The sequence below is a fragment of the Streptomyces sp. NPDC101151 genome (genome assembly GCF_044768335.1).
GTDB lineage: Bacteria > Actinomycetota > Actinomycetes > Streptomycetales > Streptomycetaceae > Streptomyces.
The window spans coordinates 24,544-50,570 of the sequence record NZ_JBIWPP010000048.1 but is presented as its reverse complement, the minus strand read 5'-3'; the positions used below and the strand labels follow the sequence as shown (position 1 = coordinate 50,570).

The window sequence follows — 26,027 nt, the reverse complement described above, 5'->3', positions numbered from 1 at the left end:
CTTCGTCATCCCCATGGGGAATTCGGTGAAATCGGGATGCGTCATTACATGAGACTCAAACCACCCGGGGGTGGGGAAAACCGTGACCGCGCACAGGTACTGCTTGCCGCGCATGACGAAGGTGGCAATCCCCACCTTGTCCGCCTCAGCCAGCGCTGCCCGCAGCAGCTCGTACACCTTGATGTACTCCTTGCCCCGCGGCGCCAGGTAGTAGGTGCGGTCGAAGTAGACCGGCTCGATCCGGTCCAGGTCGACGAAATCGCTGATATCGATGGCTTTGGACCGGCCCGGCGCAACCTCATCCAGCTCGTCGGGCTCGACCACCACGTACTGGCCCTCGCCGACCTCGAAGCCCTTCACGATGTCAGTGGCGTCGACTTCCCTGCCGGTGCGCTCGTTCACCCGCTTGTTCCGGATCCGGTCCGCCGTCCCCCGCTGCAACTGGTGAAAGTGGACGGTGTGGCTCCCGGTCGCCGTGTACAGCCCGACCGGCACCGTCACCAGCCCGAACGTGACCACACCAGTCCAGATCGCCCGAGCCATGACCGCACTCCGTTCCACCGGCCCCAGCACGACGGCCGGGATGCCCTTCCCTCCACGCTCGCACCGCTGCCTTGCCTGCGCGCGTCGTACCCTCCGGATCGCGGACACCGGCATTCGCAGCGCCGGGACCGTGCGAGGGCCGGCCGTGCGCTCATCCCGGACGGAAGGGGTGGAAGGCATGCGTGGTGACGCGGACGCCGCCAGACCCGATGCTCACCAAACCCCGAGCGTCGATCTACGGCCAGGCTGGGCGGGAGAGCCAAAGTTGCGGACAGGGTTCCGCTCCGTCCGTTTGTCCACCGGGGATCGGCGCCACTGACCACGGCCCCCGCGGCGCGAATGTTTCTGGTGACTTCCGCCCTCTCGCGGGCCGTTTTCGCCACGGCGCCTTCCTGCCCTGGCTGCTGTCCGTTCCTCCGGACGGAGGGTGGGTATCGGGGTAGGAGTCTGTTTGGACAGAAGGACGGAGGCCGGATGGACTGGCGTGTGTTTGCGCAGCAGATGGCAACGATGGCGCGTGATCTGCTGGCGCAGCAATCGATGGATGCCACGCTGCAGCGGATCACCGAGTCGGCGACCGAGCTCGTGGAGGGCTGCGACGCCGCCGGCGTGCTGATCCTGCACGGCACGCGCGTGGAGACGCTCGCTCCGACCGACCAGGTGGTCATCGACAGCGACCAACTGCAGGAGCGCCTGCAGGAGGGCCCGTGTTTCGACGCGGCCCGCGACCACCACGGGGAGCGGGTGCTCCGCATCGCCGACTTCACCGCCGAACAGCACCGCTGGCCCGCCTACGCACCCCAGGCGAGAGAGTTGCAGCTGGGCAGCATGATGGGCTTCCTGCTCTACACCGACGACGAAGACCTCGGTGCACTGAACATCTACTCCCGTCGGCCCGGCGCCTTCACCGAGGCCAGTGAGACGGCCGGCTGGCTGCTGGCCTCCCACGCAGCGGTCGCCTTCTCCAGTGCCCGCACTCATGCCCAGATGGAACAGGCCGTCGCCACCCGCCACACCATCGGGGAAGCCATGGGCATCCTCATGGGCCGCCACCACCTCACCGAAGAGCAAGCCTTCGACGTCCTGCGCCGCTACTCACAGGAGAACAACATCAAACTCCGCGAGGTCGCCCGCCGCATCTGCGCAAAGGGCAGCCTGTAGACCCCCGCGTCGGCGCGGCTCCCCCGGCACCTTGACCGAACCGGGAGAGCCTGAGCCGAGCCAACCCCCATGGGGAAATGCCGCCGACTCAACCTGGTGACCGAGTCCCCCCAACGGCTGCGCTGAAGCTTGTCCGTCCCCCTGCCCCAGACCTCCGCCGACACCCTCGTCCTCTGCACCGACGCAATCATCGAAGGCCGCGGGAAGGAAATCGACACCGGCCTGCATCGCCTCACCACCGGCGCACGCGACGACATCGCCTTGATCGCCGGTCGCCTCCAAACGCACGATGCTCACACTCGGAGCCTGTGAAGACGGCGGCAACTCAGCGGAGCAGCCGGCCGGATTCTCGTTTTCGTGCAAGACGAATGCGGCGACGCCGCGTCGCTGCGGCCGAGGTGCAGGCATCCGCTCGCTTGCCTCTCGGCACTCACGATGCCGGGCCGAACAACCTCGGCTTCGCCGAGACCGGAGCCGACCCACGGCTGATCCGTCGGATCGGAGTGCGGGCCGATCAGGCGGTGGCGGTTGTCTGGACCAGGTAGCTCACCACGTCACTCAGACGCCCTCTGCGCAGATACGCCGCGCGCTGACGGGCGGCGCCACCGCCGCAGCGCCGCACGCGGTGCAACAACTCTTCGGCGAGGTCGAAGTCTCCGCTGGCAGCCAGCCCGGACGCCGCATGAGCCAGCAGACGCTCCACGAGCGCCGCGGCCGGTACAAGTTCCCCACGCGCGGGATCGAGGCCTTCACCCTCCAGCCCGCGCCGGGCGGCGAGCCGGTGCGCGGCGTAGAGGCGTGGGGCCGAGAGGCCTGCTGTCGGCGGCACGTCGGCGATGTCGGGCAGTAGTGCGGTGGTTGCCAGACCTCGTACCAGGGCTGCGAGCAGCACCACGGTGTCAAGGTCCGCATTCACGTCGCACACCCGGATCTCAAGCGTCGGTACGTGTTCCGAGGGGCGCGCGTACCAGTAGATCATCCGGCGGTCCATCAGGGTTCCGGTACGCACCAAGTGGTCAGCGAGGCGCTCATAGCCTGCTGCGTCAAGCAGCGGGGTCGGGCCCACGCAGGGCCAGCGGGCGTGTTCCACGAACCGCCGGCTCGCCCAGCCGACATCCCGGCCCAGGGAGAAGGGCGAGTTGGCCGCGAGCGCCTGCAGGGCCGGCAACCAGGGACGCATGTGATGAGACAGTGCGAGAGCCTGGGCGAGCCCGGTCACCCCGACGTGGATGTGGCAGCCGCACACCAGCCCGTCGTACGAGCCCATCAGGAAGGGCCATCGGGCTGCCATTCGCCCGTACCGCTCACCAGGCGTCACGGCCGGCGGACAAGGCGGAGGGATCACAGGGGTGCCAGTGGCAGCGAGCAGGCACCCCTCGGAAGCCGCGGCCTCCACCATCACCTTGCGCAGCTGGGCCAGGTCGGATCTCAGCTCGGTCAGGCTCACCGTGGGACGGGTGCACGCCTCGACCTGGGCGCCGAAGAACTCCGTCTGAGCCTGACTGCCCAGTACCAAACCTGCGGCGTCAACGACTCGTGGACCGCGGGCCACGGGCATTCCTGTGTGCCCGTCGAGCAGCAGATACTCCTCCTCCACCCCCACCGTCAACCTGCGGCGTTCTCGCGGGAGGCCTGCGGACGCGCCGCCGACGACGTCTACCTGGGCGCTCACCTTGGAGGACATGAGAGGCCATTCACTGGCGGACTGGCTCCGGCGGCCGTCTCACCGAGGTGCGCCCCGCAAGCGTGGCACCGGATCGCGTGGTCTGGACATGGCCGGACTGCACCGGCGGGTCAGCCGCCTACTCCCATGGTCTCATCAGCGTGAACACCGCGCTGCAGGGCGGGATCGTGAAGGGGGATCCGTATGCGGGTACCCGGCGGCACCACGCAACAGCGTGCGTCTGTTTTGCGGTCACTCGGCTGCCGTGCGCAACACCGCCTGAGCCTGACGGATGCGCCATTCCTCCACGGTCTCCTGCTGTCGTTGGGCCCGCTCCAGCAGCCTGTCGAGGAGGGCCGGATCCAGGCGCTCATCCGTAGCACTGAGCCGGCGCAGGGTCTGCCAGGCCGCCGCTTTGCCCTCCACTCCCAGCCGCAAGGCCTCCAGTTCCAGCACCGTGCTCAGCGGTGAGCGTTGAACCAGGTGACCGTTGCTTTTGAGGCGTCCCAACTTTTCACCGGCCCAGCCGGCGTAGACCTTGTAACGGCGCACCGGAATGTCCAGATCCCGCATGATGCCCAGCAGGGTTGTCCTGTCCTGCGCGATTTCGGCGGCGACAAGTCCGAGCGTCCGCCCGAGAGCAGATCCGCGGGCGGTGCGGACCAGGTAGGCGGCTCGTTGGGTGCCCGCAGTAGCGCCGGCGAGGTGGTCGTTGAGGTAGATGCCGAGCAGCTTCACGTCGGTACGGTGCGCAGAAGGGCTACCTCGTGACGCGCCCGAGACCGCTGGGGAATTCATCCTGAGTCTCCTTGTGCGAGCTGGGTGGTGATCATCGTGAGCGCCCGCCGCACATTTACGGGGCTTGAGTCTCGGCCGGCGGCGGCGCGGGTTCGTCGTCGTCCTCGCCCTTGGCCCGCACGTCCGGCGGGGTGGGGGCGGTGATGTTCCGCTGCTCCGCGGACCGCTCCCTCGTTTCCTCGTCAACCTGCGGGGTGTCGTTCTCCTTGGAGGTATTCATGACCTCGCCCCTCTCGTCGGTTCGGATTCTGATGGCGCCCCGGCGCACATTCGCATCGGAGCCCTGCGCTCGCCCCAACACGTGCCCGCCTGGCCGATCGGCAGAGGTGCGCCTATGCCGGAGAGGTTGTCGCAAACCGCTGCAGCCGCACACCTTACGGACGGAGCAAGACCTGGATGCAGACCACGCCCGGCCGGAACAGCAGCGCCGTAAGGCTGGCGGGACGGGCCCTAAAACAGGGGCGTCAAGGTGTGCTCCGCCCGGGTCGGGGCCTGTGCTGTCAGCGTCCGAGCGTGTTCTCCAGCTGTTGCTTGCTCATGGAGGAGCGGCCGTGGACATTGCGCTTCTTGGCCTCCTCGTACAGCTGGTCCTTGGTGGGCTCTTCCGAGCCGCTGTGCGACCGGGGGCACACAGATGGGGCATCTGCAGACACCCCCATGTCGGTGTTCTTTGGGGCACGAGTTCCCTTGAGCAGCCATCCGACGCACGCTGCCGGCATCAATGCGGCACAGGCTGATTGGGGGTGGGTGCAGTCAAGGCATTCGCGACCTGGACCGGTGGCAAGTAAGTCGAGATCGGCTGATGACCTGGCGCGTGTCCGGGGGACTCGGAGCACATGAGTTACGTGAACCCGGATCCGGAGCCCGAGCGGACCACCGGGCTGGAGCCCGGGCCGGGGTCCCGCCCGGCAATACTTCGACCGGCGGGGATCCTGCTGATGGTGCACTCACAACTGAGCGGCCCCGAGGAGACGCCGGCCCGTCTCCGGACGGCCGGTCTGCGCGCCGAGGTCATCAACCGGGCCCGACTGCCCTTCGGCCGCGTGCTGCGCCACCGCCCCGCCTGGCTGCGCGAGCGCAAACTGGTGACGGACCGCATGACCGAAGAGCTGGTGGTGATCCATGCCGAACACGCCTGAACGCCCTCGCCGTATCCGCGTCCAGCGCAACGGCCCTCTTCTGATGGAGGGACCGGTCGAAGTCGTGGGTGAGAACGGTGAGGTGGCGGTGTCGCGCCGTTTCATGGTGGCCGTCTGCACGTGCCGCCGCAGCCGGACGCCGCCCTGGTGCGACACCAGCCACCGCCGACGCATCAAGCGGGACGAGGACTGCGAAGAATGCGAAGGAGACGACACACCGTGACGGACGTCCGCTCCCGAGGGGATACCCGGCCGGCGCCGCTGCCCGACCCACGCGGCCCGCTCTCCGCCGCCGTCACGGAGACGCTGCGCGGATCGCGACAGTGCCTGCCACCACCGCCCGCCGACGCCTACGGCGACGACCTGCACCTGACCCTGCACACCCTCTACGAACTCCACTACCAGGGCCTCGACGGTGTACCGGACGACTACGAATGGGACCCCGACCTCCTCACCCTGCGCGCCGCACTGGAAGACCGCTTCCTCGGCATGCTGCGCACGGACGCGCCCATCGACGCGTCCACCACGGCCGAGCGGGCGCTGGACGAACTTCAGCTCGAACCGGTCGGCGAGGACAGCGGCAGTCTTTCGCAGTTCCTCCGCAACCACGGCACTCTCGACAACTTCCGTGAGTATGCGGCACTGCGCTCGCTGTACCACCTCAAGGAGGCGGATCCGCACGCCTGGGTCATCCCCAGGCTGCGCGGACGGGCCAAGGCGGCCATGGTTGCCATCGAGTTCGACGAGTTCGGCGCGGGTCGCGCGGACGAGATCCACGCGCAGCTGTACGCCGACCTCATGACGGACCTCAGTCTGGACGCGTCGTACGGCCACTACGTCGACGCCGCACCGGCCGAGGCGCTGGCCACCGTCAACATGATGTCCCTCTTCGGCCTGCACCGGGCCCTGCGCGGGGCGCTTGTCGGGCACTTCGCGGCCGTCGAAGTGACCTCGTCCCCGGCCTCCCGCCGCCTGGCCGAAGCACTGCGCCGGATGGGTGCCGGACCGGCAGCGGTGCGGTTCTACACCGAGCACGTCGAGGCGGACGCCGTGCACGAACAGGTCGTACGGCACGAGGTCGTCGCCGGCCTGCTCGCGGACGAGCCTCAGCTGGACGCCGACGTGGTATTCGGGATCCGCGCGACCGGCCACCTGGAGGACCGGCTGGCCACGCGGCTGCTGAACGCCTGGCGGAACGGGCGGACCGCGCTACACACGATCGGCACGGCCCGACCGTTGCAGGTACACCCAAAGCGTGAGATGTCTCAGGGAGGGTAGACCCGCTCTCCAGCAGCATCCCGCCGCTCGTTCGGTCGCCTTGCAGCCCTCGCCGTACGCAGTGTTGGGAGCGGCCGCCGTTTCATTCGGAGTCGACTGGACACTCGGCACAAATGGTGCGATTCGGATACACGATGATGACCGAGCAGGCCGGACCGCAGGACCTGGTGCAGCATGTCGTCCGGGCCGAGGAGGCCGGATTCGACTTCTCGGTGACCTCGGACCACTACTTTCCGTGGTTGGACGAGCAGGGCCACTCCCCGTACGCCTGGAGCGTGCTCGGCGCGGCCGCGCAGGCCACCTCGCAGATTCCCCTGATGACGTTCGTGACGTGCCCAACGATGCGTTACCACCCGGCGGTCGTCGCACAGAAGTCGGCGACGATGCAGCTGCTGTCCGGCGGCCGATTCAGGCTGGGGCTGGGCTCCGGAGAAAACCTCAACGAGCATGTCGTCGGCGGTGGTTGGCCGGCCGCCGACATACGCCAGGAGATGCTCGCCGAGGCCATCGAGATCATCCGCTCGTTGTTCGGCGGCGGCTACGTCAATCACCACGGCGCGCACTTCGACGTGGAGTCCGCCAGGCTCTGGGACCTGCCCGAGAAGCCGCCGCCCATCGGGGTGGCCGTCTCCGGACAGCCTTCCTGCGAGCTGGCAGGCCGCCTCGCCGACCTGATGATCGCCGTCGAGCCGGACGCTAACCTTGTCAGCGCCTTCGACAACAACGGCGGGGCGGGCAAACCTCGGGTCGGCCAGCTGCCGGTCTGCCACGACCCCGACCGCGACGAAGCCGTGCGACGGGCGCACGAGCAGTTCCGCTGGTTCGGCGGCGGTTGGAAGGTGAACGCCGAACTGCCCGGGACTGCGGGCTTCGCCTCCGCCAGTGCGTACGTGCGGAAGGAGGACGTGGCGGACTCGATCCCCTGCGGGGCCGACCCGGAGGTGTTCGCCGAGGCCGTACGCCCCTATGTCGAGGCAGGTTTCACCGAGATCGCCCTTGTCCAGGTCGGCGGCACCTCACAGCTGCCCTACCTCGACTGGGCGGAGAAGAACCTGCTGCCCGCGCTGCGCGAGCTCTGAGCCCGCTACCCGTGCAGCGGCGCTTCGACGGCGGCGCAGCTCTGCGGGCCGACACCGTCGACTCATCGGCTCAGGCAGCGAGGATCGGCGCCGACGGCAGGCGCGCTGGGTGGCCCCGCGGACGATGCCCGCAGGCGCGTTACTCCGCTCCACTGCCCCGCTTCCGAACGATCCGCTGGCGCCGGACTGCCAGCGGCGGCGAGCCTGTTTGCGACTGGGCCGGCTGGGAGCGCTTGCGAGCTGGTAAGGGTTGAGCCGGCCGTCGTGCTCCGTCGCCCGGTTGGTACCTCGTTCGGCTCGCGCATGTTCCGCTCCTCCGACACCGGTCCCGAGCGCGGCATTGTGGGATGATCCGCGCGCCGGGGCGGTGCGGCCTCCCGCCGACGCACCCGGATGCCGAGGCGAACGGCCCCTACCAACAAACTCGACGTGGAATGCCCGCCCCGATGACCAGCTGGGCGACGTTGCCGCTTCGCATCCCACCGTTCATGTCGGGCAGCTGCGCCCGCCCTGCCCGCTTCTCATCGAGGGTTTCCTGTGCGCGAAGCAGTCCGCAGGCACCTCCGTAGCTCTTCGGCGTAGGGCACGACGACACCCGAGACAATGACACCGGCGAGGCCCGCCAGGTAAGCGGCCGGCAGTGGATGTTCCTTGGGCAGCAAACGCCAGTCCTGGGGGTCGGAGCCGCCTCGCAGGGTCTTGCGGACCTGGTCCGCGTGAAGACAGGCGGTGAAGGCCAGAGCCGTGAGCGGCAACACCTCCAGGAAGCTGTGGACATGCTGCTCTACAGGCCGGACATCGCGATCACCGACGGCCAGCGACACGTCGTACAACGCCGTCGCGCCATGGGCGAGGGCAGCGCCGCCCATCGCGGTGAGCACCAGCGGATTGATCCGGGCGAGCAGTCCCATGACCACCGGCCGGTACTCCAGCCTCCGTCATCATCAGCGCGTGGACCACAGACTCCTGGGTGCCACTGGTGTGCTCGATCCGGGTCCGCCGGTGCATCCACCAGTCCGCCAGGCCGGGTGCCACCCACAAGGGGAGAACGCCGTACAGCAGGAACCGGCGGTTGGCGTTCTCCACGTCGGTGGACGACGCCGGGGTTCGCAGATCTTCAGCCCGCCGCCACTCCCGCCAGGTCCGCCAGACCCTCCGGGGCAGTACGCGCAGTGCCATGGAAACCTCCGTGCCGAGTACAAGAGCCTCTGACCGGGACTTCGAACCCCTCGAAGACCCGCAGCCCCGGTACCCCTCCCCACGACGGCGACACCACGTACAACTCCCGGCCATCGGCTACCCGGCAGCAGTCCGCCAAAGTCACAGACGCGGTGCGAGAGAGACGAAGGCGGGCCGACATCGTCGGCATCCGGGCCGCCCACTTCGGCGTCGACGTGTCGATCGGCACCGCCATAATCCCATGCCTGCCGACGGCCGAGCCCGAGTAGATCTCCCCCGGTCTACTGGGAGCTGCACACCGCCCATCGCGACGAGGCCGAGCGCGTCTTCCGCCTCTGACGCCGTACGGCGGAAACACGTCGGGCCCGCCGTCATCTTGCGGGATACGGCCCAAGCCCTTCCCTCGGCTGCCTGGGCCCCTTGCCCGGCATCGTTCGCGTTCCAGCAGGCACTGCTTGCACAAGGTCGCACCGCGGCGTTGCGATCCTCGGCCGACCCGGAGAGCAATCGCCAGGGCTTGCTTGCGGTTCCGCGGATCGGCCGGGATGACGCTGACGTTTCCGCTGGCGCGAAGCCGACCACCGCGGGACCGAGCACGACTGACAGGAGGCGGCTCAACGCGCAGGGCCGACGGTGCGGTTCTCACTGCTCTCGGACATGACGCGGGGCCCCGGCCGTTACCGGCCGGGGCCCGCAAAGGATGGAGCCGCAAGGTCAGGTCACCATCGATACCAGCGGCCGCGCGCACCGCCGGCTGTCGTGGAGCGCATGACGAAGCCCAGCAGCCACAGCACCAGGACGGCGAGGGCAACCCACCAAAGAATCTTGACGGCGAAACCGGCGCCGAAAAGGATCACCGCGAGAAGCAGAACAAGCAGCAAGGGAATCATGAATATCAACCTCCTATCCCACCGCGTGCCCTGCCATTCCACCTCCATTCACTAAATCCACCTTGTTTATTAAGGGAAAGAAGGGGAACAACCCGGTTCAAATGCAGCCGTCTCCTAGCGCGATCCAGCATCCACGGATCAGGGACCAAAGAGAGTGACCTCTCAGTGAACGAGCGCCTTGCGCAGCTTGGGCTTCGATGCATCGGCCCATGTGGCCGGGAGTTGCCGTTCACACTCTTCTGCCACGGCTTGCTCCTGGCCGTACAACAGGCCCCAGGTGAAGCCGGCCTCACCCGCCGCATGTGCCGCCAGGGCTAGGTTCCGCAAGGCGCCGCGTGACACGACGCTGTCCTGATGCTCGCCCAGCATCCTCTGTACCGCTTTGATGCGCTTGCCGAGCCGCCCGGCGGGTTTCCCGAGCGATGCGCGCGCCGGTTCGGTGGCGTACCGCGTCTTCTTGGCCGCCTTGCGAGCCTGGTGAAGGGCCGCGTCCCGTTCCGTCCCCGGGGAGAGCTCCAGCGCGCGTGCTACCCGGCCGGCCAGCCGGGCGTACTCCTTGAGTATTGCCTTGACCATCACTTTCTCCGGCTTGCGAGCAGCTTTGCGACGCAGCGGGGGCTGCTCCGTCAGCGTGGCCAACGAACTCAGCAGGGCCAGGTAGCGGCGTGAGCGCAGGGCGTCGAGGGTACGCTGCCGCGCCTCCGAGGCGCGGGCGACGTTCCACACCTGCAACCGGGCGTCGACGGGCCCAAGGACCAGCTCACGGGGCGAGGCCCCGATGCCCGCGCCGAGCCGTTCCACCAGAACCTCCTGGTCACGTTCCGCGCCCAGTTCCCCGCCCAGCCACTTGAGCTCGTCGCGGATCGGATCGGTGACCTCACGGTCCAGCACCGCCCGGTAGGAACGCAGAGTGCTGCGCAGTCGCCGACAGGTGACGCGCATCCTGTGCACGGAGTCGGGCAGGCCGCGGCGTACCGCGGGATCGACGTTCACCAGAGTGTGCACCTGCTCGTCCATGTACCTGAGGACCTCGTCGGCGGCTGAGCCGGGTATGACGATCTCGGGACGCCTGTCCGGCAGGCGCAGCGCTCCCATTCCTGTTTCTTCCAGTGCCCGGGCCAGTTTGGATGGATAGTCGGCACGGTCGATACCGTTCTTGCGGAGCGTCGTGTCGACGACGTCGAGCAGCACGGAATCGGCGTCCTCGGCGAGTTCGACCTCCATCTCGGTCCATGAGGCCCGTGTGGTCGCGCCGACCACGGACTCGGCGCGGACCCTGTCGAGGCTCAGCTCTGCGAGAACGGAGCCTTCGGAGTCGACGAGGTGCCGCGGGCTGCGGGTTGACCAGATACGGACCACCGGCCGCAGTTCTGCCCCTCGGGTGCGGGAGAGGGCCAGGTCACGCAGGGTATCCGGAACCGTGTCGGCCAGCGGGGCCCGGACCTCCTCCCGGCTGTCCCCGGGCGAGGGCAGTTTGAGATGCCAGCCCGTATCATCCCCGCCGGTCCGTCGGCGAAGCGTTGCCGAGGCGCCGGCCAAGCGCAGGTCGTCCGTGTCGTAGTACACGGCGTCCAGTTCATCGAAGCCCTTTCCCACGACCGACGCAATGCCGTCCACACCGGTGAGGTCCGGCAGCCACGAGGTGTCATCGGCCGACGGAGCTGCGTATTTTCGCTCTGTCTCTCGCTGTGAATGGGTCATATCAGGCGCGTGCACTCCACAGCGCGGTTCAAACGCTGGTGAGGCAACATCCCTGCGGGGAGCGAGCCGACTGAGCAGGTCGCGCGGCGCCTGCTTCTCGGTACGGTCCGTCACCAGGGCGAAACGATTCACTTGGGCCGGAGCTGTAGTGCGCAGCGAGCCGCTCCTCGAGCAATCCCGTGGCCTGGACGCCGAACGAGATGCCGGCTTCCAGCTGGGGCTCATCCTCCAGGAGCCCGCCGACTACGAGGCGTCGTACAACCTGCTCCTGAACAGCGTCCGTCTCGACCTGTTCGTCGTGGCTCGGAGTACCCGCGGATGTCCGGGCCAGACCTAAGCAGGGGACCGACTGCGGCCTGGTGCTCGGTCGCGGTGGCGACGCGGTGGGCGTGTGTGGCCAGGGCCCCTCTCACACCGGCGCGGCGCTGTCACCCGGAGGCCGACGGAGCTGGTGCAGACAGACGACCGAGGCGACGAGGCTCCGCCGTTCGGAGGCGTCCAGGCGAAGATCCATTTCGGCAACGTACTGCTGCAACCCGATCCACGAGTCGATGGTGCTCACCGTGACCCGCCCGAGAATCTCCGGCGCCAGGTCCCTTTCCGGATCGGTCTCCGTGAGATGCCATTCGGCGTGCAGGAGACCCAGCCGCGTGAGGAGGAGTCGGCGGCCCTGCTCCGTCTGGAGGCTCAGCTGCCGGGTCTTGATGAGTCCACGGGCACCTGCGGTGCCGACCTCCCGGTCCGCGGCGTCGGTGAAGCGGAACTCCACCGGCCCGAACTGCTCGATACGGACGATGAATTCGCCGGACGTTTTCGTGACGACGGAGTACGTGTCGTCGGTGTAGGTGACCCAGGCCAGTGGGGTCCCCTTTACGGTGGACACGGCCAGGGCGGGGCCCACGTATCTGCGCCACCGTGGACGCTTCGGCTGCCCCACCACGACGGCTTCCAGCTCGAACAGACCGGGTTCCGTCATCGGTCTTCCTTCCCCCGCCACGGCTGCCCACTCGACCGAGTACGTCCACTGTGCCCGAGAACCTGCCCAATTCTCATCACTCGGGCGGACATCGACGCCACGCGATGTCGCCCGGGACGATGCCATTCGGTCAGGAGTTCTCAGGAGGTGCGGGTGTGCCGGTTCAGCCAGGCCTTCACCGTCGCGGCCACGCCGAGTGCCAGGACCGAGGCGGCGGCGGGGTGGCGGGCGAGGAGGGCTTCGAGGGACCAGCCGTGCGCCTGCTCTTCGAAGGGGCCGTGGGCGCCGTGGGCGCTGCCGTCGCCCTGGTCGATCGGTTCGAAGAGGTTGTTCTCGCCGCTCGGCGGCCACTGGTCGGTCTGTTGGGAGTCGAATCCGGTGCGGGCCAGATAGCGGTCGAGAAGGGCGGGAACCAGTCGGTTGGCCCAGATGGTCGCCACGGTGGTGGCGCCGACGTAGTACTGCTTGCGGTGCGGGTGGTCGGCGGCGTGTAGCACGCCTCGGGCGGCTACCTCCGGCTCGTAGACGGGCGGGACGGGTTGCGGGTGCCGTGGCATGCGGGAGCGCACCCAGGAGAACTGTGGGGTGTTGACGGCGGGCATCTGGGCGATGGTGACGTGCACGTTGCTCTCGCGGTGCAGCAGTTCCGTGCGCAGGGAGGAGGTGAAACCGTTGATGGCGTGCTTGGCGCCGCAGTAAGCCGACTGCAGCGGGACGGCCCGTTCCGACAGTGCGGAGCCGACCTGCACGATGGTGCCGCGGTCGCGGGGCAGCATTCGCTTCAGTGCCGTGCGGGTGCCGTTGACGAAACCCAGGTAGGTCACCTGGGTCACACGCTCGTACTCCTCGGCGGTGATCGCGTCGAAGGGTGCGAAGACGCTGGTGAACGCGCAGTTGATCCATACATCGATGGGACCGAAGGCCTGCTCGGCGGCCTCGGCGGCGGCGTCGACCTGCGTGGCGTCGGCGGTGTCGGCGACCTGGACGAAGGGGCGGCCGCCGAAGGAGGCGATCTCCTTGGCGGCGGCCTCCAGGCCCGCCCGGCCGCGGGCGATCAGTACCACTTTGGCACCGCGCCTGCCGTAGAGGCAGGCCGTGGCACGGCCGATACCGGCACTGGCACCAGTGATGACAACGGTCTGGGACATGAGTCAGCTCCTTCGTCGCGCCGTGGGGCGCCCGGTTCGGGATCGTGGGCGGTGCTCATGCCGCCGCCGTCTCCTGCCGTGGTGCCGGTCCCTGCCGTCAGTCCACCCGGTAGGCCTGTGCCCGCTCGGTACTGAGACTGAGGCCGTGGCCAGGCACTCCGTCCGCGCCGGGGGTGATGCTGCCCCCGCCGGGAGCGAGGACGCCGTCGAAGAGAATGCGTTCGATACGGACGTGGTCGTGAAACCACTCCAGATGCCGGAGATTTGGTACCGCGGCAGCTGCGTGCGCGTGGGCGTGCGGGGCGCAGTGCCCGGAGATCTCGAGGCCGCGGGCATGAGCGAGAGCGGCGGCACGCAGCCAGACGGTGATGCCTCCGCAGCGGGTGACGTCGGCCTGCAGACAGTCCACGGCACCGACTGCGAGCATGTGTTCGAAATAGGGCAGGGTGTACCCGTACTCGCCGGCCGTCACGTCCGGGGCGACCTGTTTGCGGATCGTGGCGAGGGTGGTGAGGTGGTCGGACGGGACGGGCTCTTCGAACCAGGTCACTCCCTCGTCCGCGAAGGCGCGGCCCATCCGTACGGCCTGCTTGGCGCCGTAGCCGCCGTTGGCGTCGACGTACAGGCCGGCGGTGTCGCCGATGGCGGCGCGGGCCTTGGCGACGCGGTGCCGATCACGGTCCTCCCGGCGTCCCCACGACTCCGCGATCTTGATTTTGACGCGCGGGATGCCCTCCTCCTCGACCCAGCCGCGCAGCTGACGCTCCTGCTGGGCATCGTCGTACGTGGTGAAGCCGCCGCTGCCGTAGACGGGAACCTTCTCGCCGGCCGCGCCGAGCAAGTGCACGAGCGGCAGCCCGAGCAGGCGCGCTTTGCAGTCCCACAGCGCGATGTCCACGGCAGCGATCGCCTGCGCCGCGATGCCGGGCAGTCCGGCGTTGCGCACGGCCCGCTGCATGGCCTCGTTCATGTGCGGCACGTCGAGCGCCGGGAGGCCGGTCACCACATCGACGAGCAGGTCGTCCACGACGCGGGCCGTCGCCGCGGGCGCATAGGTGTAGCCGAGGCCGGTCACATCGCCGCAGCGGACGGTTGCCAGGACCAGGGTGGTGCTGTCCCAGCTGAGGGTGCCGTCCGCCTCCGGGGCGTCGGTGGGCACGGTGAAGACTGCGGTGTCCACCCCTTCCACGACCGGGGTATCGCTCACTGGGCGTCCTCTGCGCCGGGCCGGTCCTTGCGGTGGCGATGACCGGGCAGGAACTCCTGGACCTTGGCCTTGAAGCCCTGGCGGACCATGGCAGCCCGGTCGCTGTCGCCCTTGAGCACGGAGAGCGCGGCGGCCTCGATCTGGTCGAGGGTGGCGTGCGGGGGGATGGGCGGGACGGCCGGATCGGTCACGAAGTCCAACACGCAGGGCTTGTCGGCGGCGAGCGCGGCCTCCCAGGCGCCCTTCACCTCACTCGGCTTCTCGATGCGCATCCCGTCCAGGCCGACCAGGCGGGCGACATCGGCGTAGGGAACGTCGGGGATCGACTGGGACGGCAGGAACTGCGGGGCGCCCTCCATCGCGCGCATTTCCCAGGTGACCTGGTTGAGGTCGCGGTTGTTCAGCACCGCCACGACGAGCCGCGGGTCTTCCCACTCCCGGTAGTACTTGGCAATGGTGATCAGCTCGGCCAGGCCGTTCATCTGCATCGCCCCATCGCCCACCAGGGCGATGGCCGGCCGGTCGCCGTGCGCGAACTTGGCGCCGATGGCATAGGGCACCCCGGGCCCCATGGTGGCGAGGGTGCCGGACAGCGAGCCGCGCATGGCACCGCGCAGCTTCAGGTGCCGGGCGTACCAGTTGGCGGCCGAGCCGGAGTCGGAGGAAAGGATCACGTTCGCCGGCAGCAGGTCGTTCAGTGCGTGAATGACGTACTCGGGGTTGATCGGGTCGGCGTCGACTTCCGCGCGCCGCTGCATGACCTCCCACCAGCGGGTGGTGTTCTGTTCGATCTTCGTGCGCCAGCTGGTGTCCTTCACCGCCTCGAGGAGCGGTAGAAGCCTGGTCAGCGTCTCGCGGGCGTCGCCGACCAGGTTGACCTCGAAGGGGTAGCGCAGGCCGACCATGTGCGGGTCGATGTCGATCTGCACAGCCCGCGCCTTGCCGAACTGCGGCAGGAACTGCGTATAGGGGAAGGACGAGCCGACCACGAGAAGGGTGTCGCATTCGCGCATCAGCTCGTACGACGGCCGGGTGCCCAGCAGGCCGATGGCTCCGGTGACGTATGGAAGGTCGTCGTCGAGGGCGTCCTTGCCGAGCAGGGCCTTGGCCACCCCTGCGCCGAGCCGGTCGGCGAGCGCCATGACCTCCTGACGAGCCCCGCGGGCGCCCTGACCGACCAGGATCGCGATCTTCCCGCCCGCGTTGAGTACCTCGGCGGCGCGGGTGAGGTCCTCGTCGGTCGGCACCGGCGCGTAGTGCGGCATGCCGAGACTGGAGGGGACCATCTTGAAGGCGTGCTCAGGCGGCGAGTACTCCAGTTCCTGCACATCGGCGGGAATGATCACCGCGGTGACCGAGCGACGCGCCGCGGCGGTGCGCATCGCCCGGTCCAGCACATTGGGCAACTGCTCGGGGACGGTGACCATCTCGCAGAAGTCCGAGGCGACGTCCTTGTACAGGCTCAGCAGGTCGACCTCCTGCTGGTAGGAGCCGCCCATGGCGCTACGGTTGGTCTGGCCCACGATCGCGACGACGGGCACGTGGTCGAGTTTGGCGTCGTACAGGCCGTTGAGGAGATGGATGGCGCCGGGGCCTGACGTGGCGGCGCACACGCCGACCCTGCCGGAGAACTTGGCGTAGCCGACGGCCTCGAAGGCGGACATCTCCTCGTGGCGTGCCTGGATGAAGCGGGGTGTGTCGTCGGCGCGGCCCCAGGCGGCGAGCAGACCGTTGATGCCGTCGCCCGGGTAGGCGAAGACGTACTCCACTCCCCATTCGCGCAGGCGCTCGAGGAGGTAATCGGAGACCTTCTTCGGCATGTTCGAAGACCTTTCAGGGATTGCGGCTTGTGGCTAGGAGTGGCGCAGCGTGCGCAGAAGCGCCCGGCCAGCCGCAGCGGCCACCGCCGCGGTGACGGCGGCGGTGCCTGCGGTGGCTGCCCACCGGGCTGTGCGGGAGGGCCGGCCGGGGCGTCGGGCCAGGCGTTCGGGGTGTTCGCTGGGCAGATTGTCATCCAGGCCGAAGGCCAGCACCTCGGCCAGGTGCAGGGCGCGGCCGCCGGTGCCGCCCTGTTCGATCTGGGTGCGGCAGCTGAAACCGTCGGCGAGGACCAGGCTGCCGGGGGCCGCGGCACGGACGGCAGGCAGGACGCCCTGCTCCGCGACGGCCATGGACACTTCGTAGTGGCCGCGTTCGAATCCGAAGTTGCCCGCCAGGCCGCAGCAGCCCTCATCGAGGACATCGGCGTCGAGGTGGGCGCGACGCATCAGATCCCGGTCGGCCTCGAACTTCATGATGGCGTGTTGATGGCAGTGGGTCTGCACGATCGCGTGCCGGGCCAGTTGCGGAGGTTGCCAGTCGGGGGGCGCGTGGTGGACGAGGTGTTCGGCGAAGGTGCGGACCTGTCCGGCCAGCCGCCGGACGTCCTGGTCTGCGGGTAGCAGTTCTGGGGCGTCGGCGCGGAAGACGGCGGTGCAGGACGGTTCCAGGCAGATGATCGGGGTGCCCGCCTGCAGGTAGGGGCGAAGCACGTCGAGGCTGTGGCGTAGCACCTTCTTCGCTCCGGCCAGCTGGCCGGTGGAGATCCAGGTCAGCCCGCAGCACACGGTCTTGGTGGGCACGGTGACGTGGAACCCCGCGTCCTCCAGGACCCGTACGGCCGAGATCGCGATCGACGGATGGAAATAGCTGGTGAAGGTGTCGGGCCACAGCACCACGGTCCGCGGGTCGGCCGGGTCGGGCTCGGCCGATTCGCGCTGTTGCCACCACTGTTGGAAGCACTGCTTGGTGAACACCGGCGCCTGCCGTTCCTTGGCCACGCCGGCCAGCCGTTTGCCCAGTTGGGCCAGACCGGGTGCGTGCAGGGCGGCGTTGACCAGTGACGGGGCGATACGGGACAGGCGTGCCCACACGGGCAGCCAGCCCATGGAGTAGTGACTGGCAGGGCGCAGCCTGCCCTCGTAGTGGTGCGCGAGGAATTCGGCCTTGTAGGTGGCCATGTCGACGCCCACCGGGCAGTCCGACTTGCAGCCCTTGCAGGCCAGACACAGATCGAGAGCGTCGCGGACCTCGGTGGAACGCCACCCGTCGGTGATCGCGGAGTCGGCGTGGCCGTCGAGCATCTCGAACAGCAGCCGGGCGCGGCCGCGGGTCGAGTGCTCCTCCTCCATGGTCGCCCGATAGGAGGGACACATCACGCCGCCTTCATGGCTACGGCAGTTGCCGATACCGACGCACCGCATCACCGCGCGATTGAAGGAGTGGTCGTCCTCGGGATAACCGAAGTGCGTCTCGGGCGTCGCAGGGCGCCAGACGGGGCCGAGGCGCAGCTGTCCGTCGACGGGGTTGGGGTGGACGACCTTGCCCGGGTTCATCCGGTTCTCCGGGTCGAAGAGCGCCTTCAGCTCGCCAAAGGCACTCACCAGACGGGTCCCGAACATCCGGGTGAGCAGTTCACCCCTGGCCTGGCCGTCGCCGTGCTCGCCCGACAGGGAGCCACCGTAGGAGGCGACGAGATCGGCGGCACGCTCCAAGAAACGGCGGAAGTCGGCCACGCCCTCAGCAGTCTTCAGCCCGAACGGAATACGGGTATGGACGCAGCCCTGCCCGAAGTGCCCGTACAGGGACGGGTGATCGTAACCGAACTCGGCGAACAGGCGCTTGAGGTCCCTCAGATAGTCGCCGAGCCGCTCCGGCGGCACGGCGGAGTCTTCCCAGCCCTCCCAGGTCTCCCGGTCGTCCGGGGGGCGGGCGGTGACGCCGAGTCCGGCCTCGCGCGCCTTGAGCATCTTCTGCTCGCGTTCGACGTCGTCGGAGAAGGCGACATCGGAGTCCTTCTCGCTGCGGCCGAGGGCGCGCAGCAGCGCGTGCGCCTGCTCGTCGACCTCGGCCTGGCTGTCCCCCGAAAACTGCACGAGCAGCCAGCTGTCGCCCTCGGGGAGAGCATTCAGGGAGTCCAGGTAGGCGCCCTCCTCGCGCATCAGCTGGGCCATCCGGCCGTCGAGGGCCTCCAGCTGGCTGGGTGAGCAATGCTCCAGTAGCTGCGGCACGTCGTCAGCGGCGGCGCAGATGTCGTCGTAGGCAAGGACCAGGAGGGACTGGCACGGCGGGACCGGCACCAGGTCGAGTTCTGCGTGCAGGACGGTCACGAGGGTGCCCTCGCTGCCGACCAGGGCCTTGGCCACATCGAAGCCGTTCTCCGGCAGCAACGAGTCGAGGTTGTAGCCGGAGACACGGCGCGGGATCTTCGGATAGCCACGGCGGATGTCCGCCAGGTACTCGGTGGCGATGCGGTCCAGGCCTGTGTAGATCTCCGCCTGCCGGCCGCCTCCGGCGACGACCCGGGCCCGTTCAGCCTCCGACGTGGGCCCGACCCACATGCGGGAGCCGTCGTAGGTGAGCACTTCCAGGCGACGCACGTTGTCCACGGTCTTGCCGTAGGCCTGAGCGGAAGCGCCGCACGAGTTGTTGCCGATCATGCCGCCCACGGCGCAGTGGCTGTGAGTGGAGGGCTTCGGCCCGAATTGCAGCTTGTAGTCGGACAGGCTCTGGTTGAGGACATCCAGGACGATCCCAGGCTCGACCACGCACGTCCGTGCGTCGGGATCCACGGAAACCAAGGCATGGCAGTACTTGCTCCAGTCGATCACCACCGCGGTGTTCGTCGACTGCCCGGCGAGGCTGGTACCGCCACCCCGCGACAGAACCGGCACCCCGAAACGGGCGCACACCTGAACCGCCAGCGCGCCCGCTTCCACCGTGCGCGGGACCACGACACCGATCGGCACCTGCCGGTAGTTCGAACCGTCTGTGGAGTACGCACCTGTGCTGCCCGCGTCGAACCGGACCTCGGCGTCCACGGACTCGCGCAACGTCGCCTCTAGCCCGGGCACCGCCCCCACAGAGGCGCTGAAGAGATGGCGAGTCATCAGGGAATCCGCCTTCCTGGAGCCATTGGCGTGTGCCCGTATCTGGCTGTGAGGGTGTTTCCCGGCCCGCCATGCCGCCTCGAGTACCCGCCTCTGCAGTGTGCATGGGCGCTACTTCCGGTGCTCGGCCTGTGCCGCCGGCCGGGCTACGCCGATCGTGCAGCCGGCTGGTCGGAGGGGCAGGTGAGACGGAGTGTGCGAGAGGAAGAGCCCGAGTGGATTGCGGTGTTCAGTCGACAGGCGGATCCGTCGGCGGCGCACGGGCGCGCTGTCGGTGGCCGGCCCCCGGCTGAGGAGCGGGCCCGCAGCATCGGGCAGAGGTTGTTCTCCTCGTCCTGGACGTGAGCGGACACCAGATCCATGACCAGGTGCAGCGGAAGCATCACGGATTGGCAGCCGGTGCCCGGGGCACACGCGTCGGTGTAGCCCCATGTGGAGAGTGGCGACGAAGGAGGCTCCCGATGCTCATGGCACACCCCGCCGTACTACAGAACCTGATCGAGCAGTTCGAGACGCTGTACATCCTGCACGCCGAAAACAGCAGCGAGGAAGTGCGCCGGCGCATGGATGACGTCGCCTACACGCTGTGTGTGTCGACCGGCACTCGCGACATCGATACCGCCCTCATCGCCGCCCGTCACCGGCTGCCCGGCGCCCATACGGAAGACGACTCCTCCCTCTTGGCCACCTGACTCCTTGCTGCAACCGAACCGGCACCACCATGAGCACCGCCGCCGATCTGCCGACTTTCACCAGCCTCGCTGAGCTGTCCCGACTCGTTCCCTGGACATAGAAGACTGTGTTGGCGCAGCAAGGCTGTCGCTCTGTCCCAGGAGGAGTCGGATTCACCGAGCCGCCACCCCGGAGGGCGGAGAGCCGGCCGAGTCGGTTTCTGCGACCGTGAGCGGGTGGGCATGCCGCGCATGCCCACCCGTCTCGTCACAGGGTCGAGCCGGGGTGACCAGGCCGGATACGACCGCGCCAGCCACCGGTGTCACCGCCACCGCTCTCGACGTAGTCCTTGAAACGGTGCAGATCGCCCTTCACCCGCCGATCGATCACGCCCAACGCGTCCGCGCCCTTCTCCACGACGCCGGTGGGCTCGACCTCCATCGTGAGTTCCACCCGCGTATGCGTGTCGTCGATCCGCTCGAACCGTACCGATCCGCGCTGCTGGGTGTCCCCCGCTGTGGACCGCCAGGTGATCCGGTCGTCCGCCAGCTGGTCGACAATCTCCGTGTCGAACTCGCGCCGGACCCCTCCGATGCTGGTGGTCCAGTGATTGTGCCGGTCGTCGAGCTGCCTGACTTCCTCCACGCCCTCCATGAAGCGGGGGAACTTCTCGAACTGCGTCCACTCGCCGTACGCCACACGCAGCGGAACCTCGACATCGACCGCTTCCTTGACCGTACTCATGGATCCCTCCTCGTCAGCTCATCGCCGAGACCGGACATGCCGGCCTCTTGCGTCAGACAGCGGGTGTCGCGGAGCCCCCGGGACACCCGCCGTACGCGAAACTGCGAGTACCCACGAGAGCTGCCCGAAGACTCTCTTCGGCCCGGGCGGTCCGCGTCGGTAGATCCACAGCCCGGGGTACCTGTGTGACCCAGCGGTTCGTGTGCGGCGCGCACGGCATCCCTCCATCTTGCGGTCGGAGGAGGACGTGAAAGCCCTCATCATCAGCGAGATGGCGCCGGCCGAACAGCCGCTGAAGCCGTCCGGCTGACAGGGGGGCACCTTCGGCCGCGTACTGTGCGCTCCCGCCTCGCCTGGCTGCGTGAGCGCGAACTGGCGACGGACCGCATGACCGAGGAACTGGTGGTGATCCGTGCCGGACATGTCTGAGCGCCCCCGCCGCCTCCGCGTCCAGCGCAACGGTCGGCCCTGACTGTGTAGGGATCGCAACAGTGCCCGGATCCCTGAACAGCTCCGCACCGATGCCGCCACCGCCCGCAGCCAGCGAGGTAGTGCGTGACCGTTCAGCCGCACGTGTCCCTGATGATCTTGCTGCGCATGAGCCTCATGTCCTCCGGCCTCGCCGACTTCATCGACGTTTCGAGGGCTTCGCGCAGCCCTACCGCTTGGTCGTCGCGTTCCCGGCGGGGCTCGCCGCCGAAGTCGCCGCCCGGTGGTGGGTGGCGGCCGGGTCGGCCGGTGCCGCACACGGGCCTGTCGCTCGCGCACACGGCGGCACGGTCGTCGCCACCGTGTCGCTGCGGGATCACTCATGCGAGCTGCCCTGCGTGTACCGAAACCAGCCTGCTCACGCAGCTCTGGCCTGGAGTCCAGGCCAGAGGCCAGAGCCAGCTTCGCGCCCTCAAGCAGGGCCTCGCGCTGGGTGGCGTACACCCGCACATCCAGCCGCCCGCTGCCGCTGTAGCCACGGTGCGCCAGCCGTCCACACCGCCGGGTCCCGCGTGGTCTCCGCACTCCCGTCCGGCCGGTGAAGGCGCGAGGAGACCTGCTGCTTGATGAACCCGAGGTAGCCGTCCATACCAGGCACCGTACTGGCCGCACCGTCGCGGGGCGGCAGTACCGCAGGGACCCATCAGTGCGGTGATCGGCCAGATGACACTGTGACCTGCCGTGGATGGGGCCAGGCGGCAGCGTGGTCGGCGTCAGGGCCGGACGATGCGCCGCCGTGCTCGGGGTCGGGGACTATGACTGGCGGTTCTCCGATTCACCAGGCTCCGCCACCTCGGTGTGATGATCAGCGGACGCGCATAGTGGAAGACGTAAAGGGTCGCCGGACGGGACGGAGAGCGCCGTGAGCACACCGCTGATCGACTACCAGGCGTTGTTCGCTGCCACACTCAGCCCGTACATGGTGCTGGGCCCCGACCTGGTGATCCTCGACGTCAATGAGGCGTTCTGCCGCGCCGTCCGCCGTCCCGCAAAAGACCTGGTCGGCCGGTATCTCTTCGACGCTTTCCCCGACAATCCGGCAGACCCCGACCCTGAAGGTGTGCGGAGCCTGCGTGCTTCCCTGCAGCGGGTCCTGCGGTCGGGCAAGCCAGAGACGCTGGTGGTCCAGAAGTACGACATCCCCGTGCCCGAGCGCCCCGGGGAGTTCGAGGAACGATGGGCATCCCCGATCAACGTCCCCGTGCGCGGGCCGGACGGACAGGTCGCCTGGATCCTGCACCGGATGGAAGACGTCACCGAGTTCGTGCTCTCCCATGGCGACCACCCGCAGCCCAGGGAGACGCTCAGCGAGCGAAAGGCAATGGAGACCGCACTCTACGTGCGGGCACAGGAACTCCAGCGGCTCAACGAGCAACTGCGGCAGGCCCACGCCGGGGAACGGAGGATCGGCGTCGCCCTCCAGGAGGCCATGCTGCAAGCCCCGGACCTGGCCCGGCACCCGAACATCGCGGTGCGCTACCTGCCCGCGACCAAGGGCCTCAACGTATGCGGTGACTGGTACGACGTAGTGGACCTGCCCGACGACAGCTTCTCCGTCGCGGTCGGCGACGTCGTGGGCCACGGCCTGGAAGCCGCCGCCGTCATGGGCATGCTCCGCAGCGCACTGTCCGCCGCCATCCGCGCCCTGCGCGAGCCCGCCCCCGCCATGGAGGTCCTGGGCCTGTACGCACGCTCAGTAGAAGGAGCACTGGCCACCACCGCCGTCAAAGCCGTCATCCACACCCACCGCCGCCACATCACCTACAGCAGCGCCGGCCACCCCCCACCCATCCTCACCCGCACCGACGGCACCTTCATCCTCCTCGACCAGGCCACCGACCCTCCGCTGGGAACCCGTCCCGAGCACGTCCCGCGCCCCCAGGCTGCCGTGCCCTACACCCCCGGCGACACCCTCGTCCTCTACACCGACGGCCTCATCGAACGCCGCGGAGAAGACATCGACACAGGCCTGCACCGCCTCACCCATACCCTCGCCGCCCACCCTCGCAGCAGTCCCGAAGACCTTGCCGACACCCTGCTGTCCCACCTTGACGTCAGCAGCGGCGGACACGACGACATCGCTTTGATCGTCGCCCGCCTCTAGGGCCTGTGTGATGTCGTGATCAAGTAGTTGTCTTCAGGATGTCGTTGATCCAGATCATCGAGGCGCGGAGGTGGAGGCCGGCAAGGTAAAGGCCTCACAGGCAAGACCAGAGGTCAGGGGTCAGCACCCTGACTTGTGGCCTTGCCTGTACATGAACGCCGCGCGCCGTGGCTGGGCGCGGTTCGAGACCTGACGTGTACAACAGCTGACACGGCGACAGGCGGTCTCGGCTTCGACCGCTAGACAGAGTGGTCGGGCAGAGGCCGCCCGCACTCGGTCCGATCACCAGACTCGAAAGGTGACTTGGACCGTGGAGACGGTTGGTTGGGCTACCGCAACGGTGGCTTTCCTCGGCGGATGTGTACTCGTCCTCAGCTACGTCCTTGACCGGCGGGCAGCTGGGCGGTCAGCTCGCCCGTACCGCCCGGTAGGAGCAGCGCTCGAACAAAGCCAACGCCAGGACGAAGTAGACCATGACGCATCGCCCTGCGGCTCACCCACCGGCGCCTCCGCCCGTGTTGGGATTCCACACCCGGACAGAGGTGGTCTGATCTTCCAGGGGCCCACCGTCAACATTGATCGTCGGCCACGCGCTTGTCTGAATACCCGAGTAGTACGGGTCCGCGTAGAAGGCGAGCTTGCAATTGTTCAGGCCGACGCCGGAGTTCACGTGATTGTCGTAATATCCGTTGAAAATGGTATTGAGAAATACGCCACCCATGTCGCCCGGAATGGTTCCTGGACTGTTCTTATACGTGCAGTTGCCCCGTTCGAGGATGAGGGTCCCGTTTCCCTTGGCGAAGGAGTCGGAAAAAAGTATCGCCGACAGGTACATGTTTTGTCTCGACATATCGTCGATGAGCGAGTTCCATGCTGCGCTGCCGTACTGCGGAGAAACTGCTGGGGCGTAGGTGATCTCGCCGTTGGTGGCATACTTCACAGCGTCGGTGAACGTGTAGAAGCATTGCCGACCTATCGGCTTGATCACCGCCTTGTCCACGCAGTTAGTGTGCGTTGTGAAGGCGTCGGTGGCGTGGGCCGAGCCAGAAGGAAGGATCGCCAGCGCTGAGCTGCCGAGCAGCGTCACCATGGCGACAACTCTGCCTCGCCACGGGGCGGATCTGAAATTACTCAAGGCGAAATCCCGTTCTGCGAAAAGAAAAGGGCCGTAGCCCGGGTCACGTCGGCAAGTCCGGCCACGGCGCGATCACCGGATCCGGACGAGCCTGGCCGACGAGCAGTGATGCAGCAACCACCTCAGCGGTAGTTGAGTCGCTGGAATCTGACGGCACAGCGCATCGCACCACACGCCGCGCTTCCGCAACAGCCGGTCTGGCAATCACTACACAAAGGGGCACCCACTGGGGCGCAGTGAGGACCAGGGCCCCGGGGAGAGTCCTGACTGACCGTCCGGTTTGATCATGGGATGCCGTGGAGGGTGAGGACGGCTTCGGGCTGCGTGTGAGCGCGGCGGCCGCTGGCGATGCTGGCCCGTCCGGCCTGGTGGAGTGTTGCGCGGGCCGGGTCGCGGAGGCAGCTCATGACGGCCGGCGTGCGGTGTCGGCGGGTGTGGCTGGCGTCCCCGGTGAAGGTGACGTCCTTGGTCCAGTGGACGGTGTTCTCAATGAGCTTCTTCGAGTTGGCCACTGATTGGGTGATGCGCAAGGGATCGTAAAGTACAAGGCTCCCGGACGGTTGAGCGAGAGATCTCACGTCTCAACTCTTCTGTCAGGAAGCCTTGTTGCTTACCTATCCTGCCGCACTGGACCTGCCGCATGCCCTCGTGGAGTGGGTCAGGATGCTGATCGTCACTCGGGAGGGTGACCGCCGATGCAAGCTGCCGGCGTCCCAGCGGGCTCTGATCACGCTCGTGTACCTGCGCAAGCACGACACCCTGGCTCAGATCGCTTCCGGATTCCGGATCAGCGAGAGCACCGCACACGCCTATGTACACAGTGTGACCAAGCTGCTCACCTCCAGAGCACCGTCCCTGGTGAAGGCCTTGCGCCGCGCCAAACCCGAGCACGTCCTCGTCGACGGCACCATCGCCGAGTGCGACCGGGTCAGCGACGGACAGCAAGACTATTCCGGCAAGGCCAGCGGCACGGGGTGAACATCCAGGCCGTTACCGGACCGGCCGGCGAACTCCTTTGGTACTCACCCGCACTGCCTGGACGCACCGCCGACATCACCGCCGCCCGCACACACAAAATCATCACCGTCTGTGAGTGGCTGAAGATCCCTGCCTTGGCGGACAAGGCCTATACCGCCGCCGGCGGCGGGTCTCGAACCCGCTCAGGTCCGCGCCAAAAAGGGGTGAACTTGCAG

At 68.0% G+C, this 26,027-nt stretch carries 23 protein-coding genes and 3 pseudogenes; 9 read left to right on the top strand and 17 right to left on the bottom strand.

Features of this window, described 5'->3' with window-relative positions; translation table 11 throughout:
* A partial coding sequence (locus tag ACIRU3_RS42440; RefSeq protein WP_404068835.1) for a Ku protein occupies positions 1-543 on the bottom strand: 543 nt, incomplete at its 3' end.
* A 474-nt stretch (positions 544-1,017) separates the two neighbouring features.
* Between ACIRU3_RS42440 and ACIRU3_RS42435 the strand changes: the two genes are divergently transcribed.
* Positions 1,018-1,704 carry a GAF and ANTAR domain-containing protein gene (locus ACIRU3_RS42435; RefSeq protein WP_404068832.1) on the top strand — a complete coding sequence of 229 codons (687 nt, stop codon included), beginning with the start codon at positions 1,018-1,020 and terminating at the stop codon, positions 1,702-1,704.
* 514 nt (positions 1,705-2,218) lie between these two features.
* On the opposite strand, the gene ACIRU3_RS42430 is transcribed toward ACIRU3_RS42435, so the two are convergent.
* The 4 genes and pseudogenes from ACIRU3_RS42430 to ACIRU3_RS42415 form a co-directional block, all read right to left on the bottom strand.
* Positions 2,219-3,388 (bottom strand): YbdK family carboxylate-amine ligase, encoded by a 1,170-nt coding sequence (locus ACIRU3_RS42430; RefSeq protein ID WP_404068829.1) that lies wholly within the window; start codon positions 3,386-3,388, stop codon positions 2,219-2,221.
* 231 nt (positions 3,389-3,619) lie between these two features.
* Entirely contained in the window at positions 3,620-4,165 is a 546-nt protein-coding gene (locus tag ACIRU3_RS42425) for a hypothetical protein (RefSeq protein ID WP_404068826.1), read from the bottom strand.
* A gap of 55 nt (positions 4,166-4,220) precedes the next feature.
* Positions 4,221-4,385 (bottom strand): hypothetical protein, encoded by a 165-nt coding sequence (locus tag ACIRU3_RS42420; RefSeq protein ID WP_404068824.1) that lies wholly within the window; start codon positions 4,383-4,385, stop codon positions 4,221-4,223.
* A 280-nt stretch (positions 4,386-4,665) separates the two neighbouring features.
* Positions 4,666-4,788 (bottom strand): annotated as a pseudogene (locus ACIRU3_RS42415) (plasmid stabilization protein); the annotation flags it as partial.
* A 315-nt stretch (positions 4,789-5,103) separates the two neighbouring features.
* On the opposite strand from ACIRU3_RS42415, the gene ACIRU3_RS42410 reads away from it, so the two are divergent.
* The 4 genes from ACIRU3_RS42410 (at position 5,104) to ACIRU3_RS42395 (ending at position 7,661) form a co-directional block, all read left to right on the top strand.
* Complete coding sequence (locus ACIRU3_RS42410) at positions 5,104-5,304, top strand: hypothetical protein (RefSeq protein ID WP_404068821.1); 201 nt, start codon at positions 5,104-5,106, stop codon at positions 5,302-5,304.
* Positions 5,288-5,527 (top strand): CDGSH iron-sulfur domain-containing protein, encoded by a 240-nt coding sequence (locus ACIRU3_RS42405; RefSeq protein WP_404068818.1) that lies wholly within the window; start codon positions 5,288-5,290, stop codon positions 5,525-5,527. The genes ACIRU3_RS42410 and ACIRU3_RS42405 overlap by 17 nt, the downstream gene beginning before the upstream one ends.
* Positions 5,524-6,582: an iron-containing redox enzyme family protein gene (locus ACIRU3_RS42400; RefSeq protein WP_404068816.1), complete on the top strand. Its 1,059-nt coding sequence runs from the start codon at positions 5,524-5,526 to the stop codon at positions 6,580-6,582. The genes ACIRU3_RS42405 and ACIRU3_RS42400 overlap by 4 nt, the downstream gene beginning before the upstream one ends.
* 113 nt (positions 6,583-6,695) lie before the next feature.
* A complete protein-coding gene (locus ACIRU3_RS42395; protein WP_404068813.1) occupies positions 6,696-7,661 on the top strand; it encodes an LLM class F420-dependent oxidoreductase in 966 nt (321 codons plus the stop codon).
* Here the strand turns inward: ACIRU3_RS42395 and ACIRU3_RS42390 are convergent.
* From ACIRU3_RS42390 to ACIRU3_RS42375, 4 genes and pseudogenes are all read right to left on the bottom strand, one after another.
* A pseudogene (locus ACIRU3_RS42390) lies at positions 7,599-7,904 on the bottom strand (hypothetical protein); the annotation flags it as partial. The gene ACIRU3_RS42395 and the pseudogene ACIRU3_RS42390 overlap by 63 nt on opposite strands.
* A gap of 278 nt (positions 7,905-8,182) precedes the next feature.
* Entirely contained in the window at positions 8,183-8,572 is a 390-nt protein-coding gene (locus tag ACIRU3_RS42385; protein WP_404068810.1) for a hypothetical protein, read from the bottom strand.
* A 987-nt stretch (positions 8,573-9,559) separates the two neighbouring features.
* Complete coding sequence (locus ACIRU3_RS42380; protein ID WP_404068840.1) at positions 9,560-9,730, bottom strand: hydrophobic protein; 171 nt, start codon at positions 9,728-9,730, stop codon at positions 9,560-9,562.
* A 162-nt stretch (positions 9,731-9,892) separates the two neighbouring features.
* Positions 9,893-11,431: a CHAD domain-containing protein gene (locus ACIRU3_RS42375; protein ID WP_404068808.1), complete on the bottom strand. Its 1,539-nt coding sequence runs from the start codon at positions 11,429-11,431 to the stop codon at positions 9,893-9,895.
* 148 nt (positions 11,432-11,579) lie between these two features.
* Between ACIRU3_RS42375 and ACIRU3_RS42370 the strand changes: the two genes are divergently transcribed.
* A complete protein-coding gene (locus tag ACIRU3_RS42370; protein ID WP_404068805.1) occupies positions 11,580-11,768 on the top strand; it encodes a hypothetical protein in 189 nt (62 codons plus the stop codon).
* A gap of 72 nt (positions 11,769-11,840) precedes the next feature.
* Here ACIRU3_RS42370 and ACIRU3_RS42365 read toward each other — a convergent pair whose 3' ends face one another.
* The 5 genes from ACIRU3_RS42365 to ACIRU3_RS42345 all read right to left on the bottom strand — a co-directional run bounded on the left by ACIRU3_RS42365 (position 11,841) and on the right by ACIRU3_RS42345 (position 19,690).
* Positions 11,841-12,407 (bottom strand): hypothetical protein, encoded by a 567-nt coding sequence (locus ACIRU3_RS42365; RefSeq protein ID WP_404068802.1) that lies wholly within the window; start codon positions 12,405-12,407, stop codon positions 11,841-11,843.
* A gap of 140 nt (positions 12,408-12,547) precedes the next feature.
* Positions 12,548-13,555 (bottom strand): SDR family oxidoreductase, encoded by a 1,008-nt coding sequence (locus ACIRU3_RS42360; RefSeq protein WP_404068799.1) that lies wholly within the window; start codon positions 13,553-13,555, stop codon positions 12,548-12,550.
* Between the two features lie 97 nt (positions 13,556-13,652).
* Positions 13,653-14,762 carry an enolase C-terminal domain-like protein gene (locus ACIRU3_RS42355; RefSeq protein ID WP_404068797.1) on the bottom strand — a complete coding sequence of 370 codons (1,110 nt, stop codon included), beginning with the start codon at positions 14,760-14,762 and terminating at the stop codon, positions 13,653-13,655.
* On the bottom strand, positions 14,759-16,582 hold the full coding sequence (locus ACIRU3_RS42350) for a thiamine pyrophosphate-requiring protein (protein WP_404068794.1): 1,824 nt from the start codon (positions 16,580-16,582) through the stop codon (positions 14,759-14,761). The genes ACIRU3_RS42355 and ACIRU3_RS42350 overlap by 4 nt, the downstream gene beginning before the upstream one ends.
* 33 nt (positions 16,583-16,615) lie before the next feature.
* On the bottom strand, positions 16,616-19,690 hold the full coding sequence (locus ACIRU3_RS42345; protein WP_404068791.1) for an FAD-binding and (Fe-S)-binding domain-containing protein: 3,075 nt from the start codon (positions 19,688-19,690) through the stop codon (positions 16,616-16,618).
* Between the two features lie 461 nt (positions 19,691-20,151).
* On the opposite strand from ACIRU3_RS42345, the gene ACIRU3_RS42340 reads away from it, so the two are divergent.
* Positions 20,152-20,382 (top strand): DUF5133 domain-containing protein, encoded by a 231-nt coding sequence (locus ACIRU3_RS42340; RefSeq protein WP_404068788.1) that lies wholly within the window; start codon positions 20,152-20,154, stop codon positions 20,380-20,382.
* A gap of 247 nt (positions 20,383-20,629) precedes the next feature.
* Here the strand turns inward: ACIRU3_RS42340 and ACIRU3_RS42335 are convergent, their stop codons facing one another.
* Complete coding sequence (locus tag ACIRU3_RS42335) at positions 20,630-21,106, bottom strand: SRPBCC family protein (RefSeq protein WP_404068786.1); 477 nt, start codon at positions 21,104-21,106, stop codon at positions 20,630-20,632.
* A gap of 1,351 nt (positions 21,107-22,457) precedes the next feature.
* On the opposite strand from ACIRU3_RS42335, the gene ACIRU3_RS42330 reads away from it, so the two are divergent.
* Entirely contained in the window at positions 22,458-23,699 is a 1,242-nt protein-coding gene (locus ACIRU3_RS42330) for a PP2C family protein-serine/threonine phosphatase (protein WP_404068784.1), read from the top strand.
* 493 nt (positions 23,700-24,192) lie between these two features.
* Here the strand turns inward: ACIRU3_RS42330 and ACIRU3_RS42325 are convergent, their stop codons facing one another.
* Both ACIRU3_RS42325 and ACIRU3_RS42320 read right to left on the bottom strand, forming a co-directional pair.
* Positions 24,193-24,789, bottom strand: coding sequence for a hypothetical protein (locus ACIRU3_RS42325; protein WP_404068783.1), 597 nt, complete (start codon positions 24,787-24,789; stop codon positions 24,193-24,195).
* Between the two features lie 329 nt (positions 24,790-25,118).
* Positions 25,119-25,364 carry a hypothetical protein gene (locus ACIRU3_RS42320; protein ID WP_404068779.1) on the bottom strand — a complete coding sequence of 82 codons (246 nt, stop codon included), beginning with the start codon at positions 25,362-25,364 and terminating at the stop codon, positions 25,119-25,121.
* 76 nt (positions 25,365-25,440) lie between these two features.
* Here ACIRU3_RS42320 and ACIRU3_RS42315 point away from each other — a divergent pair.
* Positions 25,441-25,976 (top strand): annotated as a pseudogene (locus tag ACIRU3_RS42315) (transposase family protein); the annotation flags it as partial.
* Positions 25,977-26,027: the final 51 nt, after the last annotated feature.